Source organism: Marmoricola sp. RAF53 (assembly GCF_052114005.1).
Lineage (GTDB): Bacteria > Actinomycetota > Actinomycetes > Propionibacteriales > Nocardioidaceae > Marmoricola.
The window spans coordinates 47,218-63,646 of sequence record NZ_JBFRDX010000014.1 but is presented as its reverse complement, the minus strand read 5'-3'; the positions used below and the strand labels follow the sequence as shown (position 1 = coordinate 63,646).

The 16,429-nt window shown below is 72.6% G+C and carries 17 protein-coding genes; 3 read left to right on the top strand and 14 right to left on the bottom strand.

Going from position 1 to position 16,429, the window contains the following annotated elements; all coding sequences use genetic code 11:
- Nucleotides 1–22: 22 nt before the first annotated feature.
- The 6 genes from AB4Y76_RS13675 to AB4Y76_RS13650 form a co-directional block, all read right to left on the bottom strand.
- Nucleotides 23–409: a hypothetical protein gene (locus AB4Y76_RS13675; protein WP_441926139.1), complete on the bottom strand. Its 387-nt coding sequence runs from the start codon at nucleotides 407–409 to the stop codon at nucleotides 23–25.
- Nucleotides 406–1,293 (bottom strand): ParA family protein, encoded by an 888-nt coding sequence (locus AB4Y76_RS13670; RefSeq protein ID WP_441926137.1) that lies wholly within the window; start codon nucleotides 1,291–1,293, stop codon nucleotides 406–408. The genes AB4Y76_RS13675 and AB4Y76_RS13670 overlap by 4 nt, the downstream gene beginning before the upstream one ends.
- A gap of 434 nt (nucleotides 1,294–1,727) precedes the next feature.
- Nucleotides 1,728–2,669, bottom strand: coding sequence for a site-specific tyrosine recombinase XerD (locus tag AB4Y76_RS13665; RefSeq protein WP_441926234.1), 942 nt, complete (start codon nucleotides 2,667–2,669; stop codon nucleotides 1,728–1,730).
- A 53-nt stretch (nucleotides 2,670–2,722) separates the two neighbouring features.
- Nucleotides 2,723–3,853 (bottom strand): alanine dehydrogenase, encoded by a 1,131-nt coding sequence (gene ald, locus AB4Y76_RS13660; protein ID WP_441926135.1) that lies wholly within the window; start codon nucleotides 3,851–3,853, stop codon nucleotides 2,723–2,725.
- 85 nt (nucleotides 3,854–3,938) lie between these two features.
- Nucleotides 3,939–4,526 carry an NUDIX domain-containing protein gene (locus tag AB4Y76_RS13655; protein WP_441926133.1) on the bottom strand — a complete coding sequence of 196 codons (588 nt, stop codon included), beginning with the start codon at nucleotides 4,524–4,526 and terminating at the stop codon, nucleotides 3,939–3,941.
- 2 nt (nucleotides 4,527–4,528) lie between these two features.
- Nucleotides 4,529–6,226 carry a CTP synthase gene (locus AB4Y76_RS13650; protein WP_441926131.1) on the bottom strand — a complete coding sequence of 566 codons (1,698 nt, stop codon included), beginning with the start codon at nucleotides 6,224–6,226 and terminating at the stop codon, nucleotides 4,529–4,531.
- 165 nt (nucleotides 6,227–6,391) lie between these two features.
- Between AB4Y76_RS13650 and AB4Y76_RS13645 the strand changes: the two genes are divergently transcribed.
- Entirely contained in the window at nucleotides 6,392–6,742 is a 351-nt protein-coding gene (locus AB4Y76_RS13645; protein WP_441926129.1) for an MmcQ/YjbR family DNA-binding protein, read from the top strand.
- A 39-nt stretch (nucleotides 6,743–6,781) separates the two neighbouring features.
- Nucleotides 6,782–7,621, top strand: a complete 840-nt coding sequence (locus AB4Y76_RS13640; protein ID WP_441926127.1) for a class I SAM-dependent methyltransferase — start codon at nucleotides 6,782–6,784, stop codon at nucleotides 7,619–7,621.
- Between the two features lie 22 nt (nucleotides 7,622–7,643).
- Here AB4Y76_RS13640 and argH read toward each other — a convergent pair whose 3' ends face one another.
- From argH to argC, 8 genes are read right to left on the bottom strand one after another with little or no spacing between them, the layout of a single operon-like run.
- Nucleotides 7,644–9,068: an argininosuccinate lyase gene (argH, locus tag AB4Y76_RS13635; protein WP_441926125.1), complete on the bottom strand. Its 1,425-nt coding sequence runs from the start codon at nucleotides 9,066–9,068 to the stop codon at nucleotides 7,644–7,646.
- 46 nt (nucleotides 9,069–9,114) lie between these two features.
- On the bottom strand, nucleotides 9,115–9,639 hold the full coding sequence (locus AB4Y76_RS13630; protein ID WP_441926123.1) for an arginine repressor: 525 nt from the start codon (nucleotides 9,637–9,639) through the stop codon (nucleotides 9,115–9,117).
- A complete protein-coding gene (gene argF, locus AB4Y76_RS13625) occupies nucleotides 9,636–10,577 on the bottom strand; it encodes an ornithine carbamoyltransferase (RefSeq protein ID WP_441926121.1) in 942 nt (313 codons plus the stop codon). Before argF ends, AB4Y76_RS13630 begins: the two co-directional genes overlap by 4 nt.
- On the bottom strand, nucleotides 10,574–11,746 hold the full coding sequence (locus tag AB4Y76_RS13620) for an acetylornithine transaminase (RefSeq protein WP_441926119.1): 1,173 nt from the start codon (nucleotides 11,744–11,746) through the stop codon (nucleotides 10,574–10,576). The genes argF and AB4Y76_RS13620 overlap by 4 nt, the downstream gene beginning before the upstream one ends.
- Entirely contained in the window at nucleotides 11,743–12,654 is a 912-nt protein-coding gene (gene argB, locus AB4Y76_RS13615) for an acetylglutamate kinase (protein ID WP_441926117.1), read from the bottom strand. Before argB ends, AB4Y76_RS13620 begins: the two co-directional genes overlap by 4 nt.
- Nucleotides 12,655–12,692: 38 nt before the next feature.
- Complete coding sequence (argJ, locus tag AB4Y76_RS13610) at nucleotides 12,693–13,844, bottom strand: bifunctional glutamate N-acetyltransferase/amino-acid acetyltransferase ArgJ (RefSeq protein WP_441926115.1); 1,152 nt, start codon at nucleotides 13,842–13,844, stop codon at nucleotides 12,693–12,695.
- Between the two features lie 40 nt (nucleotides 13,845–13,884).
- Nucleotides 13,885–14,304 carry an ACT domain-containing protein gene (locus AB4Y76_RS13605; protein WP_441926113.1) on the bottom strand — a complete coding sequence of 140 codons (420 nt, stop codon included), beginning with the start codon at nucleotides 14,302–14,304 and terminating at the stop codon, nucleotides 13,885–13,887.
- Nucleotides 14,301–15,353: an N-acetyl-gamma-glutamyl-phosphate reductase gene (gene argC / locus AB4Y76_RS13600; RefSeq protein WP_441926111.1), complete on the bottom strand. Its 1,053-nt coding sequence runs from the start codon at nucleotides 15,351–15,353 to the stop codon at nucleotides 14,301–14,303. The genes AB4Y76_RS13605 and argC overlap by 4 nt, the downstream gene beginning before the upstream one ends.
- A gap of 375 nt (nucleotides 15,354–15,728) precedes the next feature.
- Between argC and AB4Y76_RS13595 the strand changes: the two genes are divergently transcribed.
- Nucleotides 15,729–16,418, top strand: coding sequence for a hypothetical protein (locus AB4Y76_RS13595; protein ID WP_441926109.1), 690 nt, complete (start codon nucleotides 15,729–15,731; stop codon nucleotides 16,416–16,418).
- The last annotated feature ends 11 nt before the right edge of the window (nucleotides 16,419–16,429 follow it).

Below are 16,429 nucleotides of genomic sequence, written 5' to 3'. Positions count from 1 at the left end.
GCTCACAGCCCTTCCCCCCGGGTCATCCGATCAGCCGCCGGACGAGCTCGCTCTCGTCACCGGCGTGCTCGAGCTCGGCCAGCGCGATCGCCAGCGCCTCCCGCACCAGCCGACCGCGGTCCACGGCCAGGCCGTGGTCGCGGCGCAGCGCCAGGCGGGCGTGCTCGATGTCGAGGAGCTCGTCGGCGGTCACGTAGACCGTCATCTTCTCGTCGTGCCGGACCCGACCGCTGGACCGGCGCTGGGACGGCGCCTTCTCGACGGCCTGCGGAGCGGTCTTCTGGTCGGCCTTCGGGGCGGCCTTCACGGCCGGCTCGGGCACCGCGCTGACCGCGGGCGCCGTCGCAGCGGGATCGGTGCCGTTCTCGGCCGTCGGGCGGAACAGGTCGTCGGCGGCCGGCAGGCTCACGCGTCGCGCCAACGCCCCAGCACCTCCTTGGCGAGCTGGCGGTAGGCGTCCGCGCCCGTCGAGGACGACGCGTAGCTGGTGATCGGCTCACCGGCCACGGTCGAGTCGGAGAACTTCACGGTCCGGCGGATCACCGTGTGGAAGACGGTGTCGCCCCACGCCTCGACGAGCCGCTCCATGACCTCGCGGCCGTGCAGCGTGCGGCCGTCGTACATGGTGCCGAGGACGCCCTCGATCTCCAGCTTCGGGTTGAGCCGCTCCCGGACCTTGTCGATCGTGGTCTTGAGCAGCGCGACGCCGCGCAGCGCGAAGTACTCGCACTCCAGCGGCACGATGACGCCGTCGGAGGCGGTGAGCGCGTTCACGGTGAGCAGGCCGAGCGACGGCTGGCAGTCGATCAGGATGATGTCGTACTGGGCGATCGCCGGCGCGAGCACCCGCTGCAGGGTCTGCTCCCGGGCCACCTCGTGCACCAGCTGGACCTCGGCCGCCGAGAGGTCGATGTTCGACGGCAGCAGGTCCATGCCCGGGACGCCGGTGGGCACGACGACCTCGTCGAGCTCGACGTCGCGCTGCATCAGCAGGTTGTAGACGGTGAGGTCCATCTGGTGCGGGTTCAGGCCGAGGCCGACCGAGAGCGAGCCCTGCGGGTCGAAGTCGACGAGCAGCACCTTGCGGCCGTACTCGGCCAGCGCGGCGCCCAGGTTGATGGTGGTCGTCGTCTTGCCGACGCCGCCCTTCTGGTTGCACATCGAGATGATCCGCGCGTTGCCGTGCTCGGTCAGCGGCTGCGGCTCGGGGAAGACCGGCAGCGGCCGGCCCGTCGCGCCGAGCTTGGCGTCGGCAGCGGGTCCGGTCCCGGGGATGATCTCGGTCGTGGTCACGGTGCCCTCCTGAGGGGACGGAGCCTGGGGGGTCGGGGCGGCCTGCTCCTCCAGTGTGACCCCGCCGGGGCGCTGATCCTGGAAGGCGGGGCGGAGGACGGTCGCGTCGCGTTCGGTGGCGGAACCGGGCATCCGGGGCGGGATCTCGGAGGGACTGGTCCCCTGCCCGGTGAATCCGTCGGCACCGCTCATGGTCCGAACCCCTTTCCCGCCGGCACCGAAGCCGGGTCTGTCGACTGTATTTGTCGACTTGACGCCAAGTCGCACAGTGGCGCGAGCCTAGGCCCGGCGGCAGACGAGCCACAAGGCGGGTCGGCACCTTCGCAGACAGCCGGTGAAATCTGGGGAAACCGTGTGCATCCAGCCCCGCTCAGATGCACAGCTCAGGCGCTCCCTGTGCATAAACCTGTGGGTTCAGCGGCGCTGGCCGCGGCTCAGGACAGCGCCCGCGGATGGGCCGCGGCGTACACCTCGCGCAGGCTGTCGACGGTGACCAGGGTGTACACCTGCGTGGTCGTCACCGACGCGTGCCCGAGCAGCTCCTGGACGACCCGGACATCGGCGCCGCCCTCCAGCAGGTGGGTCGCGAACGAGTGCCGCATCGTGTGCGGCGACACCTCGGCGGTGACACCGGCACGCTCGGCCGAGCGGACGATCACCGTCCACGCGCTCTGCCGCGACAGCCGGCCGCCGCGGGCGTTGAGGAACATCGCGCCGGCGCGCTCGGTCGCCGCCTTCGACGACGCCGAGACCAGGCCGGGACGGGCCCGGGTCAGGTAGGCCTCGACAGCCTCCCGGGCGAACCGCCCGACCGGGACGATCCGCTCCTTGCCGCCCTTGCCTCGCAACAGCACGGTGCCGCCGGACTCGGCACTGCCGAGGTCGAGGTCGTCGACGTCGAGGCCGACCGCCTCGGAGATCCGCGCCCCGGTGCCGTAGAGCAGCTCCAGCAGGGCCCGGTCCCGCAGCGCCAGCACGGTTCCCGGGGCACCGGCGGCCTCCAGGATCGCCTCCACGTCGCCCAGCGAGAGCGCCTTCGGAAGCCGCTTGGCCGGCGACGGCGGCCGGACCGAGGCCGACGGGTCCAGCGTCGCCAACCCGTCGCGGACGGCGAACTTGTGGAACCCGCGGACCGCGACCACCGTGCGTCCCGCCGAGCTCGCGCTCAGCGGCGGATGGTCCCGGTCGCCCTCGCGCAGCGCCATCAGGAAGCCCTGGACGGTCTGCTCGCTGACCTGGTCGAGCGCGGTCACGCCCGCGCCGTCCAGGTACTCCAGGTACCGCCTGAGGTCGCGCTTGTACGACGTCAGCGTGTTCGCGGCCAGACCGCGCTCGACCCCGAGGTGGTCGAGGTAGGTCCGGACGGCCCGGACCAGCGCGTTGGGCCCCGCGGGCTGCGCCGGTGGCGTCGGTGGCGTGGTCGTCTCCGTCAGAACGAGGCTCCCCCGTCGAGGGCGTCGCCCACGGGCACGAACGTCATCCCGTGCGCCTCCGCGACGGGCCCGTTGGTGAGCTCACCGCCGTGCGTGTTCAGGCCGAGCGCGAGCGCCGCGTCGTCGCGGCACGCCTGCTGCCAGCCCTTGTCGGCCAGCGCGACCGCGAACGGCATCGTCGCGTTGGTCAGCGCGTACGTCGAGGTGTTCGGCACCGCGCCGGGCATGTTCGCCACGCAGTAGAACGTCGAGTTGTGCACCTGGTACGTCGGGTCGGCGTGCGTGGTCGCGTGGGTGTCCTCGAAGCAGCCGCCCTGGTCGACGGCGATGTCGACGAGCACCGAGCCGGGCTTCATCCGGGAGACCAGCTCGTTGCTGACCAGCTTGGGGGCGGCCGCACCCGGGATCAGCACCGCGCCGATCACCATGTCGGCCTCCATCACCTGCTGCTCGATCGCGAGCTTGGAGGACGCCAGGCCGTGCACCCGGTTGTTGTACCGCCAGAACGACATCCGGAGCTTGTCCAGGTCGGTGTCGAGCAGGGTCACGTCGGCGCCCATGCCGAGCGCGATGTTGGCCGCGTTCTGGCCGGAGACGCCGGCGCCGATGATGACGACCTTGGCGTTCGCGACGCCGCCGACACCGCCCATGAGCACACCGCGCCCGCCCTGGGCCTTGAGCAGCGAGTAGGCCCCGACCTGCGGCGCCAGGCAGCCGGCCACCTCCGACATCGGGTACAGCAGCGGCAGCCCGCCGGACGGCAGCTGCACGGTCTCGTAGGCGATGCCGGTGACCTTGCGGCTGACCAGCTCCTCGGTCAGCGGCCGGTCGGCGGCCAGGTGGAGGTAGGTGAAGAGCGCCAGGCCCTCCCGCATCCGGTGGTACTCCTCGGCCACGGGCTCCTTCACCTTGAGCACCAGGTCCGCGTTGCCCCACACGTCGTCGGGCGACTCCAGCAGCTTGGCGCCCGCGGCGGCGTACTCGTCGTCCGCGATCGAGGAGCCGAGCCCGGCCCCGGTCTGCACGACGACCTCGTGGCCGTGCGCGACCAGCTCGTGGACGCCGACCGGGGTGATCGCCACCCGGTACTCGTGGTTCTTGACTTCCTTCGGTACGCCGACCCTCACAGCGGTCCTCCCTGAACGATGCCGGGCACGTCGTTGTGCCGGTCCCCCGGAGTCTATTCCCGGGTGACCGGGGTCACAGAACCGGTCACAGAGCGCCCCGGTGCCGGAGCACCTCGCAGGCCAGCAGCGCGCTCGCCAGCGGCGCGTCGGCGACCCGACCGTCCAGGACCGCGCCGAGCAGGTCGGCGTACGCGACCCGCTCCATGGTCATGTCCGCCTCCTCGTGGTGCGGCTCGAAGTCGCGCTCGACCTCGCGGAGCTCGCGGGCCAGGTAGAGGGCGTGCGTCTCCGAGGTGATCCCCGGCGAGGCGTAGGTGGTGAGCAGGTGCGTCCACCGGTCCGCGGCCAGGCCGGTCTCCTCGCGGAGCTCGCGCTGCGCCGCCTCCAGCGGGTCCTCGCCAGGCTCGTCGAGCTTGCCGGCGGGCAGCTGGATCATCCGGCGCTGCACCGGGTGCCGGTACTGACGCAGCACGACGACCCGGTCCTGGTCGTCGACCGCGAGCACGACCACGGCGCCCGGGTCGTCGACCACCAGGCGGGTGAACTCGTGGTCGGGCTCCCCCGGCACGGTGATCGTGTCCTCGCGGAACCGGACCACCCAGCCGGAGTCGTGGACCACCCGGGAACCGACCACCGGCCAGCTCTGCGGGACGTCCGCAAGCTCCTCGGCCACGGTCACGCCTCGTCGGCGTCGGTGTGGACCCGCAGACCGGTCTCGTCGATCGGGATCCGCAGCTCGCGCTGGCGGACGATCGCGGCGCCGACCAGGCCCGCGAAGAGCGGGTGCGGCCGGGTCGGGCGCGACCGCAGCTCCGGGTGCGCCTGGGTGGCCACGTAGTACGGGTGCACGTCCGCGGGCAGCTCGGCGTACTCGACGAGGTCGCCGTCCGGCGACAGGCCCGAGAAGACCAGGCCGGCCTGCTCCAGCTGCTCGCGGTAGGAGTTGTTGACCTCGTAGCGGTGCCGGTGGCGCTCGGAGACGACCGCCTCGTTCCCGTACGCCGCCCGCGCGACCGACCCCTCCTTGAGGTGCGCCTCGTAGAGACCCAGGCGCATCGTGCCGCCCAGGTCACCGGCGCCCTCGACGAAGGCGTGCTGCTCGGCCATCGTCGCGATCACCGGCTCCGGGCACTCCGGGTCGAACTCGGTGGAGGCGGCCTTCTCCAGGCCGGCCACGTTGCGGGCGTACTCGATCACCATGCACTGCAGGCCGAGGCAGAGGCCCAGCGTCGGGATGCCGTGGGTGCGGGCGTAGGTGAGCGCGCCGAGCTTGCCCTCCAGGCCGCGGATGCCGAAGCCGCCGGGGACGCAGATCGCGTCGACCTCGGAGAGGTGCTTGGCCGCGCCCTCGGGGGTCTCGCAGAGGTCGGAGGCGATCCAGTCGATGTTCACCTTGGCCTTGTGGGCGAACCCGCCGGCGCGGAGCGCCTCGACCACGGACAGGTAGGCGTCCGGCAGGTCGACGTACTTGCCGACGAGCGCGACCCGGACCTCCTCGTCGGGGTGGTGGACCCGGTCCAGCAGGTCGTCCCAGACGGTCCAGTCGACGTCGCGGAACGGCAGGTCGAGCCGGCGGACGACGTACGCGTCCAGGCCCTCGCGGTGCAGCACCTTCGGGATGTCGTAGATCGACGGGGCGTCGGCGGCGGTCACCACGGCGTCCTGGTCGACGTCGCACATCAGCGAGATCTTCTTCTTGATGCCCTCGGGCAGCTCGCGGTCGGCGCGGCAGACGATCGCGTCGGGCTGGATGCCGATCGAGCGGAGCGCGGCCACCGAGTGCTGGGTCGGCTTGGTCTTGAGCTCCTTGGACGGCCCGATCCACGGGACCAGGGAGACGTGCACGAAGAAGCAGTTGTCCCGGCCGATGTCGTGACGGACCTGGCGCGCGGCCTCGAGGAACGGCAACGACTCGATGTCGCCGACGGTGCCGCCGATCTCGGTGATCACCACGTCGACCCCGTCACCGCCCATCGCGCGGATCCGGTCCTTGATCTCGTTGGTGATGTGCGGGATCACCTGGACGGTGTCGCCGAGGTAGTCGCCGCGGCGCTCCTTGGCGATCACCTGCGAGTAGACCTGCCCGGTGGTGACGTTGGCGATCTGGTTCAGCTCGGTGTCGAGGAACCGCTCGTAGTGCCCGATGTCCAGGTCGGTCTCGGCGCCGTCGTCGGTGACGAAGACCTCGCCGTGCTGGAACGGGTTCATCGTCCCCGGATCGACGTTGAGGTAGGGGTCCAGCTTCTGCATCGTCACGCGGAGACCGCGCGACTTCAGCAGCCGACCGAGGCTGGAGGCGGTGAGCCCCTTGCCGAGCGACGAGGCGACCCCGCCGGTGACGAATACGTGCTTGGTCGGCTGGCTCGATACCAAGAAGGGCTCCCGTGGTGTGTCGCAACATGGTGCGGATCGGGACCGGCGACGCCGTCCTCTCCACGGGGTTCGATCTTATCAACAAGCCGGCGTCACGGCGACCGACGCACCGGGCCGCGAGACCGGTCCCCCAGAATTGTCGGTGGTCGACGGCAGGATCGGCGTATGCCGGTCACCGCCGAGGACGTCCGCCAGATCGCACTCTCGCTCCCGCGCGCCTACGAGGCGTGGGTGCGCGACACCCGCAAGTTCCGGGTCGGCAGGATCGTCTTCGCCGCCGTCTCCCCCGACGAGCGCACCCTCGGGTTCGGCTTCCCGCGCGAGGAGCGGGCGGCGCTGGTCGCGAGCGAGCCCGGGAAGTTCCTGCTGCCGCGGCCCTCCGACATGCGCTACCAGTGGGTCGCGGCCCACCTGCACGCCCTCGACGTCGAGGAGCTGCGCGAGCTGATCGTCGACGCCTGGACGATGTGCGTCCCGAAGTCGGTCGCGGCCGCCTACCTCGCCGAGGTCGGCTGACCCCTTGCGTCACCGGGTGGCCCGGGCCACGCTCGACGCATGTCCAACAGCGAGTCCGGCGAGTCCCCGGGTCCCACCGTCGCCAAGGTCTTCGACAGCATCGCCGAGACCTACGACCAGACCGGGGTGGCCTTCTTCCGCCCGGTCGCCGAGCGGCTCGTCTCGTTGCTGGAGCCGCGCCCGGGCGAAGCCGCCCTCGACATCGGCTGCGGACGCGGCGCCGCGACGGTGCCGCTCGCGCACGCCGTCGGCCCACGCGGGTCGGTGCGGGCGGTCGATGCCTCCTCCGCGATGGTCGCCGCCACCCGCGGGCTCGTCGTCGACCTCGGCCTGGAGCAGGCCCGCGTGGACGTGTCCGACGCCGCCGACCTGTCCGGACTCGGGGACGCGACGTACGACGTGGTCGCGTCCTCGCTGGTGCTCTTCTTCCTGGCCGATCCCGCGGCGGCGCTCGCGCACTGGGCCGGCCTGCTGCGCCCGGGCGGACGGATCGGGCTGACCACCTTCGGCCCGCTCGACGACGCCACCCGGGCGATCGACGAGCTGCTGGTGCCGTTCCAGCCACCCGAGCTCCGGGACGCCCGCACCTCCGGGATGACGGGCCCGTTCGCCTCCGACGCCGGCATGGAGGAGCTGTTCGCCGGGGCCGGGCTGCGCGAGGTCAGGACCGTGGTCGAGCCCGCCGTCCTGGAGTTCCCCGACGGAGAGACCTGGCACCGGTTCTCGATGGCGACCGGCCAGCGCGCGATGTGGGCGAACATCCCCGACGAGGACAAGCCCGGGGTCGTCGAGCGGGCCGCGGCGATCCTGGCCGCCACCACTCCCGGCGGACCGGGCCGCCTGGTCTGGCAGATGCGCTACACGCTCGGCGTGCGGTGAGGTCCCGGCGGCCCGGACGTGATCAGCCGAGCCAGGCGCGCTCGACCGCGATCCGCTCGCGGAGCTGGGCGAGCTGCTCGCTCACCCGGACCGGGGCCGTGCCGCCGCGTCCGTCGCGGGAGGCGACCGAGCCCTCGACGGTGAGCACCTCGCGCACGGCCGGGGTCAGGTTCGGGTCGATCTCGGCGAACTGTGCATCGGTCAGCTCGTGCAGCTCGATGCCGAGCTCCTCGCAGCGGCGTACGCAGACGCCGGCGACCTCGTGGGCGACCCGGAACGGGACGCCCTCGCGGACCAGCCACTCGGCGATGTCGGTGGCGAGCGAGAACCCCTGCGGCGCGAGCTCGGCCATCCGGGCGGTGTCGAAGCGCAGGGTCGCGATCTGGCCGGCGAACGCGGGCAGCAGCACCTCCAGGGTGTCGACCGCGTCGAAGACCGGCTCCTTGTCCTCCTGCAGGTCCCGGTTGTAGGCCAGCGGGAGCGCCTTCAGGGTGGCCAGCAGGCCGGCGAGGTCGCCGATCAGGCGGCCGGCCTTGCCGCGGGCGAGCTCGGAGATGTCCGGGTTCTTCTTCTGCGGCATGATGCTCGAGCCGGTCGAGTAGCCGTCGTCGAGCGCTACGAAGCCGAACTCCTTGGTCGCCCAGAGGATGACCTCCTCGGCGATCCGGCTGACGTCGACGCCGGTCATCGCGGCGACGAAGGCGAACTCGGCCACGAAGTCGCGGGCCGCGGTGCCGTCGATCGAGTTCGCGGTCGACCCGGTGAAGCCGAGGTCGGCGGCCACCTGCTCCGGGTCGAGGCCGAGGCTGGAGCCGGCCAGCGCGCCGGACCCGTACGGCGAGTCGGCGGCCACCCGGGCGTCCCAGTCGCGGAACCGGGCGACGTCGCGCAGCAGCGGCCAGGCGTGCGCCATCAGGTGGTGCGAGAGCAGCACCGGTTGGGCGTGCTGGAGGTGGGTGCGGCCGGGCATGATCGCGCCGAGGTGCGTCTCGGCCTGGTCGGCCAGCGCCTCGACCAGGGTCAGCACCTGGTCGACGACGATCCGGGCGTGGTCGCGCAGGAAGACCTTGAAGAGGGTCGCGATCTGGTCGTTCCGGCTCCGGCCGGCGCGCAGCTTGCCGCCGACCTCGGCGCCGATCTCGGCGACGAGCAGTCGCTCCAGCGCGCCGTGGACGTCCTCGTCGGTCGGGTCCGGGCGCAGCTCGCCGGCGGCGAACCGCTCCCCCAGCGCGTCCAGGCCGCCCTGCAGGGTGGCGTGGTCGGCGTCGGTGAGCAGGCCGGCGGCGTGCAGCGCGCGGGCGTGCGCCCGGGAGCCGGCGAGGTCGTAGGGGGTCAGCCGCCAGTCGAAGTGCGTGCTGCGCGACAGCGCCTCCAGCTCCGGGCTGGGGCCACCGGCGAACCGGCCACCCCAGAGCTTGCCGTCCCCGGTCTTGCCTTCGTGATTCATCTGTTCCTCTTCGGTTGCGCCGTCTCGACAGGCTCGACGACCGGGTTCATTCGACGTGGTGGTTCTTGTTGGCCAGCGCGAGCAGGCGCTGGGCGAGCTCCTCGCCGCCGGCGGGGTCGCGGGAGATGACGAGCACGGTGTCATCACCGGCGATCGTGCCCAGCACCGGGCCCAGCTCGGCCTTGTCGAGGGCCGAGGCGAGGAAGTTCGCCGCGCCCGGCGGGGTCCGCAGCACCACCAGGTTGGCGGACGCGTCCGCGGCGACCAGGAGCTCGGCGCAGAGCCGGGCCAGCCGGGCCTCGGAGGCGGCGGACTCGCGGCCGACGACCGGGGTCCGGTCGCCGCCCTCACCCGGGACCGCGTAGACCAGCGCCCCCGAGGCGGCCCGCACCTTGACCGCGTCCAGCTCGACCAGGTCCCGCGACAGCGTGGCCTGGGTGACGTGCACCCCGGCCTCCGCGAGCAGGTCGGCCAGCTCGGTCTGCGACCGCACCTCGGCGGTCGCGAGCAGCTCGATGATCTGCTGCTGGCGCGCGCTCTTGGTCAGCGGGATGTGCCCCTGGGTGGTCATCGCCGTCCCGGACCCTCGGTCTGCTCCAGCAGCCAGGTGATCACGGCCTTCTGGGCGTGCCGGCGGTTCTCGGCCTGGTCCCAGATCACGCTGCGCGGGCCGTCGAGCACCTCGGCGGTGATCTCCTTGCCGCGGTACGCCGGCAGGCAGTGCATCACGATGGCCCCGTCCGCCCCGAGGGCGAGCAGGTCGGCGTTGAGCTGCCAGGGTGCGAAGACCTCCGCCCGGGCCGCGGCCTCGGTCTCCTTGCCCATCGACACCCAGGTGTCGGTGACCAGGACGTCGGCGCCCTCGCAGGCCTGCTTCGGGTCGGTGACGACCGCGGCCGATCCGCCGGTGGTCGCGGCGATCTCCTGCGCCCGCGCCAGGATCCCGGCGTCCGGCTCGAAGCCGACCGGGCAGCTGACCCGCACGTGCATCCCGGCAGCGGCGCCCGCGAGCAGGTAGGAGTGGCCCATGTTGCAGGCGGCGTCGCCCAGGAAGGTCATCGTGAGCCCGGCGGTCGCGCCCCGGTGCTCGCGGATCGTGAGCAGGTCGGCGACCGTCTGGCAGGGGTGGAACTGGTCGGTCAGCGCGTTCACGACCGGCACCCCGGCGTACGCCGCCATCTCCTCGATCCGGCTCTGGTCGTGGGTCCGCCACACGATCACGCCGGCCTGCCGCCCGAGCACCCGGGCGACGTCCGCGATCGACTCACGGGTCCCGATCTGCGCCAGGTTGCCGTCGACGATCATCGGGTTGCCGCCGAGCTCGGCGACCCCGGCCGCGAAGGACGCCTGGGTCCGCAGGGTCGGCTTGTCGAAGATGATCGCGACCGTGCGCGGACCGGCCAGCGGCTTGGGCCCGTACGGGTCGGCCTTGAGGGCGGCGGCGAGGTCGAGGACCTGGTCGAGCTCGGCGGGGCTCAGGTCGTCGTCGCGCAGGAAGTGTCGCGTCACTGGTCGGCTCCTTCGTAGGCGGTGTCGAGCAGGCCCGGCCAGGCGGCCAGGAAGGCCTCGGCGTCGGCGTCGGTGAGGACCAGCGGGGGCGCGAGCCGGACCCGGTCGGGCGTCGGGTTGTTGACGATGTAGCCGGCGTCGAGCGCGGCCACCGCGAGGTCCGCGCTGACCGGGGCGGTCAGGGTGAGCCCGATCAGCAGGCCCTCCCCGCGGACCCCGGCGACCCTCGGGTCGGCGGCGAGACCGTCGCGGAGCTTCTGCCCGAGCACTGCTGCCCGCTCCAGCAGACCCTCGTGCTCGATCACGCCGATCACCGCGAGCGCGGCCGCGCAGGCGACCGGGTTGCCGCCGAAGGTGGTGCCGTGGTTGCCGGGCTCCAGCAGGAAGGCCGCCTCGCCGAGCGCGATGCAGGCGCCGATCGGGAAGCCGCCGGCCAGGCCCTTGGCCACCGTGACCAGGTCCGGCTCGACGTCGCCGGCCGCGGCGAACCAGCGCCCGGTCCGGCCCATCCCGGTCTGGATCTCGTCGAGCCACAGCAGCGCGCCGTGCTCGCGGGTGATCCGGCGGGCGGCCGCGAGGTAGCCGGCCGGCGGGACCAGCACGCCGGCCTCGCCCTGCAGCGGCTCGAGGATCACCGCGGCGGTCTCGTCGGTGACCGCGGCGGCCAGGGCCGCCTCGTCGCCGTACGGGACGAACGTGACGGTGCCCGGCAGCGGCTCGAACGGCTCCCGGTACGCCGCCTTCGAGGTCAGCGCGAGCGACCCCATGGTCCGGCCGTGGAAGCCGTCCAGCGCCGCGACCAGGTGGGTGCGGCCGGTGCGCCGGGTGATCTTGAGGGCGGCCTCGTTGGCCTCGGTGCCGGAGTTGGTGAAGAAGACCCGGCCCTCGGAGCCCACCAGCTCGAGCAGCTTCTCGGCGAGCGCGACCTGCGGCGGCGAGGTGAAGAAGTTCGAGACGTGCCCGAGCGTGCTCAGCTGCTCGGTGACCGCGGCGACCAGCGCCGGGTGGCCGTGGCCGAGGGCGTTGACGGCGATGCCGCCGAGGAGGTCGACGTACTCCTTGCCGTCCTCGTCCCACACGTGCGCGCCGGCGCCGCGGACCAGCGCGAGCTTCGGTGGGCCGAAGGTGTTCATCAGGGCACTGGAATAGCGCTCCGTCCAGGTACTCATGCCGACCCCTTCGCCTTCCGGACCTTGGTGGCGACGCCGGGCAGCACCTGGGTGCCGACGCCCTCGTCGGTGAAGATCTCCAGCAGCACCGCGTGCGGCTCCCGGCCGTCGACCACGGTCGCGCGCGGCACGCCGCCGTTGAGCGCGGCCAGGCAGGCGGCCATCTTCGGCACCATCCCGCTGGCCAGCGTCGGCATCAGCTCGGCGAGCGCCTCCGGGCTGATCTCGCCGATCACGTCGTCGCTGTTGCCGTAGTCGCGGTAGAGGCCCTCCACGTCGGTGAGCACGAGCAGCTTCTCGGCACCGAGCGCGACCGCCAGGGCCGCGGCGGCGGTGTCGGCGTTCACGTTGTGCACGGCGCCGTCGGGATCCGGCGCGACCGAGGAGATGACCGGGATCCGGCCGGCGTCGATCACGTCCTGGACCGCCTCGGGGCGGACCGCGGCGACCTCGCCGACGAGGCCGAGGTCCACCTCCTCGCCGTCGATCACCAGGCTGGTGCGCTCGGCGGTGAACAGCCCGCCGTCCTCGCCGGAGAGACCGACCGCGAGCGGGCCGTGCTGGTTGATCAGGCCGACGAGCTCGCGCTGCACCTGGCCGACGAGCACCATCCGGACGACGTCCATCGCCTCGTCGGTGGTGACCCGGAGGCCGCCCTTGAACTCGCTCGCGATCCCGAGCCGGTCCAGCATCGTGGAGATCTGCGGGCCGCCGCCGTGCACGACGACCGGCTTGAAACCGGCCATCCGCAGGAAGACGACGTCCTCGGCGAAGGCCCGCTTCAGGTCCTCGTCGACCATCGCGTTGCCGCCGTACTTCACCACCACGACCTTGCCGTGGTACTGCTTCAGCCACGGCAGCGCCGCCGCCAGGGTGGCCGCCTTGGCGGGTTCGACCGCGGGCCTCATCGGCATCTCCTCGGAGTCCGTGCTCCCGTTCGGGGTGCTCATGAGCTGTACGCGCTGTTCTCGTGGACGTAGGCGTGGGTCAGGTCGTTGGTCCACACGGTGGCCCGCTCGGTGCCGGCCTTGAGGTCGATCGTGACCGTGACCTCCCGCGCGGACAGGTCCACCCCCGCCGGGTCCTCCGCCGGGGTCGAGGCCCGGCACACCCAGACGCCGTTCATCGCGACGTCGAGGTCGGCCGGGTCGAAGGCGGCTGAGGTGGTGCCGATGCTCGCGAGCACCCGGCCCCAGTTCGGGTCCTTGCCGAAGACGGCCGCCTTGAACAGGTTGCTCCGGGCGACGCTGCGGCCGACCTCGACCGCGTCGTCCTCGCTGGCCGCGTTGAGCACCGAGATCGCGATCTCGTGGTCCGCGCCCTCGGCGTCCTTGAGCAGCTGCATCGCCAGGTCGGTGCAGACCTGGGTGAGCGCGTGCGTGAAGTCCTCGGCGGTCGGGGTGATCCCGCTGGCGCCGCTGGCCATCACCGTGACGGTGTCGTTGGTGGACATGCAGCCGTCGGAGTCGAGCCGGTCGAAGCTGACCCGGGTGGCGGCGCGGAGCGCGGTGTCGAGCTCGGCCGCCGGGACGACGGCGTCGGTGGTGATCACCACCAGCATGGTGGCGAGCTGGGGAGCCAGCATGCCGGCGCCCTTCGCCATCCCGCCGATGCTCCAACCGGCTCCCTCGACCACGGTCTGCTTGGAGACCGAGTCGGTGGTCATGATGGCCGCGGCCGCGTCCGCACCGCCGTCGGCGGAGAGCCCGGCGACGCAGGCGTCGACGCCGTCGAGCAGGTTCTGCCGCGGGTTGGCCAGACCGATCAGGCCGGTCGAGCAGACGACGACATCGATGGCGCCGACGCCGAGGCCGGCGCCCACCTGCTCGGCGACCGCGTGCGTGGTCTGGAAACCGTCGGCGCCGGTGTAGCAGTTGGCCCCGCCGGAGTTGAGGACGACGGCGCGGACGGTGCCGTCCTTGACGACCTCCTGGCTCCACAGCACCGGGTTGGCCTTGCAGCGGTTGCTGGTGAAGACGGAGGCGGAGTCGAACAGCGGGCCCTGGTTGACGACGAGGGCCAGGTCCTTCGCGCCGGTGGACTTGAGCCCGGCGGCGACGCCGGCGGCGACGAAACCGGCTGGGTGCGTGACAGTCATGGAAGTGCTCTTCTCGGTGCGCGTGGGTGGGCTCGGAGGGTCAGGCGACGGGGGCGGGGGCGACGGTGTGCCCCTGTCGTCGCCACTCCTCGGCCGCGGCCTCGGCCTTCTCCACCGGCACCAGGACCCAGTCCGTCGGGTAGGTGGACACCGTGAAGACGCTGATCTCCGCCTCGGCCAGCGGGCCGAGCAGCGTGTGCAGCACGCCGGTGAGCGCGAAGTCGAGCGGGCCCTTGACGGCGAACGCCGTGAACGGGCCCTCCTTGCGGACCTTGCCGGGCACCGAGCGGCCGGCGCAGATGACCGTGGTCTCGTGGGCGGTGGCGATGATCGCGAAGAGCGAGGACGACTCCGCCCAGGCGGGGATCTCCGCGCCGGCGGGCAGGTTCGCGACCACCAGCTTCTCCGGGTACTGGTGCAGGGTGAACGTGCTCGGGTTCTCGTTCACTTCTTCGGTCATGGTGCGACTCCCACCGTCGTCAGGCCGGTGGCTTCGGGCAGCCCCAGCGCCAGGTTCATGCACTGCACCGCAGCACCGCCGGTGCCCTTCGCGAGATTGTCGACCGCGCCGATCACGACGGCCCGCCCCGCGGCTCCCCCCGCGTCCGGGTCCACCGCGACCTGCAGGTGAACGCTGTTGGAGCCGAAGACCGCCTTGGTGGTCGGCCACCGACCCTCGGGCAGCAGGTGGACGAACGGCTCGTCGGCGTACGCCTTCGCGTACGCCGCCCGCAGGTCGTCGGCGGTCACGCCGGGCCGCACGGGCGCCGAGCAGGTCGCGAGGATGCCCCGCGGCATCGGCACCAGCAGCGGCGTGAAGCTGACCCGGACCTGCTCGTCGGTGAGCCCGCCCAGGTTCTGCACGATCTCGGGGGTGTGCCGGTGGACGCCGCCGACGCCGTAGGCGGACGTGCTGCCCATGACCTCGCTGCCGAGCAGGTGCGGCTTGGCGGCCTTGCCGGCCCCGCTGGTGCCCGAGGCGGCGACCACGACGACGTCGGCCGGGTCGACCAGGCCGGCCGCGACCGCGGGCGCGAGTGCGAGCGTCGAGACGGTCGGGTAGCAGCCGGGGACGGCGATCCGCCGGGCGCCCTGGAGGAGCGCCCGCTGGCCGGGCAGCTCGGGCAGGCCGTAGGGCCAGGAGCCGGCGTGCCCGGAGCCGTAGAACTTCTCCCACGCGGCCGGGTCGGTGAGCCGGAAGTCGGCACCGCAGTCGATGACGACGGTGTCGCCACCGAGCGCCTCGGCGTACGCACCGGACTGGCCGTGCGGCAGCGCGAGGAAGACGACGTCGTGGCCGGCCAGCGACTCGGGGGTCGTCTCGGCGAGGACCCGGTCGGCCAGCGGCACCAGGTGCGGCTGCAGGGCGCCCAGGGTCTCGCCGGCGTTCGAGCCGGCGGTGAGCGTGCCGATCCGGACGTCCGGGTGACCCAGCAGGAGGCGCAGGACCTCTCCGCCGGCGTACCCGCTCGCCCCGGCCACTGCCACACTGATCGGACTCATATGCATGACTATACATACTTATGCATGTTCTCGCGACGCGATTCTCCCGGCACACGCGCCACTCCCGAGACCAGGGCGTGTCTGACAGATCTCGCCGAAGCGAGCGTCGTCAGGCGTGGTGCCTGGCAAGGCCGAGGAGCGAAGGCGTGCCAGCGGCACGTCGAGTGACGAGAACGCAGCCAGGTGCCGCGCATGGCGGCGCGCGGTAGGCGACGGATCTGTCAGACACGCCCTAGACTCCGACCACCCTCCCCGGACCTCCCGAGCGACCGACAGCGACCGATCAGGACTCCCCCGTTGCCAGGCAAGCGCAGAGCGGACACCCGAGCCGTCACCCGTTCGGACACGCCTGCGCGCCGGAAGGCTGCCCGCGAGCACGCGGTGCCCCGCTGGGCGATCGTCGCGGCCGTCGTCCTCGCACTGGTCCCGGCGGCCTGGTTCACCGCGCACCGGGTGTTCGGCGACTCACCGTCCTCGCCGTCGACCCCGGGCACCAGCGGCAGCCCGACCGAGTCCCCCATCCCGGCGGTCTCCCCCAGCGCCGGAACGACCCCGACCACCACGCCGCCCCCGACCCCGACACCGACCCCGACACCGACCGTCGGCCCCGCCGCGGACCTCACCCGGATCTCCGAGGACGTCCCGCGCCGGCTCACCTCCGGGTCGGCCCTCGACACCGGCTTCGACGACTCCGTCGAGCCCGCCGGCGGCGCCTTCAGCGCCCGGTCGGCGAGCGAGGTGTCCCGCTGGGGATCGCGCGGCCAGCCGGGCAGCCCCGGCAGCGACACCGTGTTCGTGATCGGCGAAGTACGCCCCGGCGGCGCGTTCGGGGCCCTGCCCGACCTCCGGCCCGGCGCCAAGGTCGCGTTGCGCACGGACAACGGCACGCTGACCTACACGGTCCGCTCGGTCGGCTCCCACGCCGCCGCCGGCATCACCACCGACCCTGCCGTCGTCGGCAAGGCACCGGGCACGCTGGTGCTGCTGGGGATCCGGTACGACGCCTCCGGCGACCGCACCGGCGACTACGTCGTGGTGAAGGCCGACCTGAGCGACGCCGACAACACCTAGGTTCGAGTCGA

What these genes read in the sequence shown, in the direction of transcription:
- AB4Y76_RS13645 (WP_441926129.1), top strand. Translation starts at nt 6,392, where the DNA reads ATGCCGGTCACCGCCGAGGACGTCCGCCAGATCGCACTCTCGCTCCCG.
- AB4Y76_RS13640 (WP_441926127.1), top strand. Translation starts at nt 6,782, where the DNA reads ATGTCCAACAGCGAGTCCGGCGAGTCCCCGGGTCCCACCGTCGCCAAG.
- argH (WP_441926125.1), bottom strand. Translation starts at nt 9,068, where the DNA reads ATGAATCACGAAGGCAAGACCGGGGACGGCAAGCTCTGGGGTGGCCGG.
- AB4Y76_RS13630 (WP_441926123.1), bottom strand. Translation starts at nt 9,639, where the DNA reads ATGACCACCCAGGGGCACATCCCGCTGACCAAGAGCGCGCGCCAGCAG.
- AB4Y76_RS13620 (WP_441926119.1), bottom strand. Translation starts at nt 11,746, where the DNA reads ATGAGTACCTGGACGGAGCGCTATTCCAGTGCCCTGATGAACACCTTC.
- argB (WP_441926117.1), bottom strand. Translation starts at nt 12,654, where the DNA reads ATGAGGCCCGCGGTCGAACCCGCCAAGGCGGCCACCCTGGCGGCGGCG.
- argJ (WP_441926115.1), bottom strand. Translation starts at nt 13,844, where the DNA reads ATGACTGTCACGCACCCAGCCGGTTTCGTCGCCGCCGGCGTCGCCGCC.
- AB4Y76_RS13605 (WP_441926113.1), bottom strand. Translation starts at nt 14,304, where the DNA reads ATGACCGAAGAAGTGAACGAGAACCCGAGCACGTTCACCCTGCACCAG.
- argC (WP_441926111.1), bottom strand. Translation starts at nt 15,353, where the DNA reads ATGCATATGAGTCCGATCAGTGTGGCAGTGGCCGGGGCGAGCGGGTAC.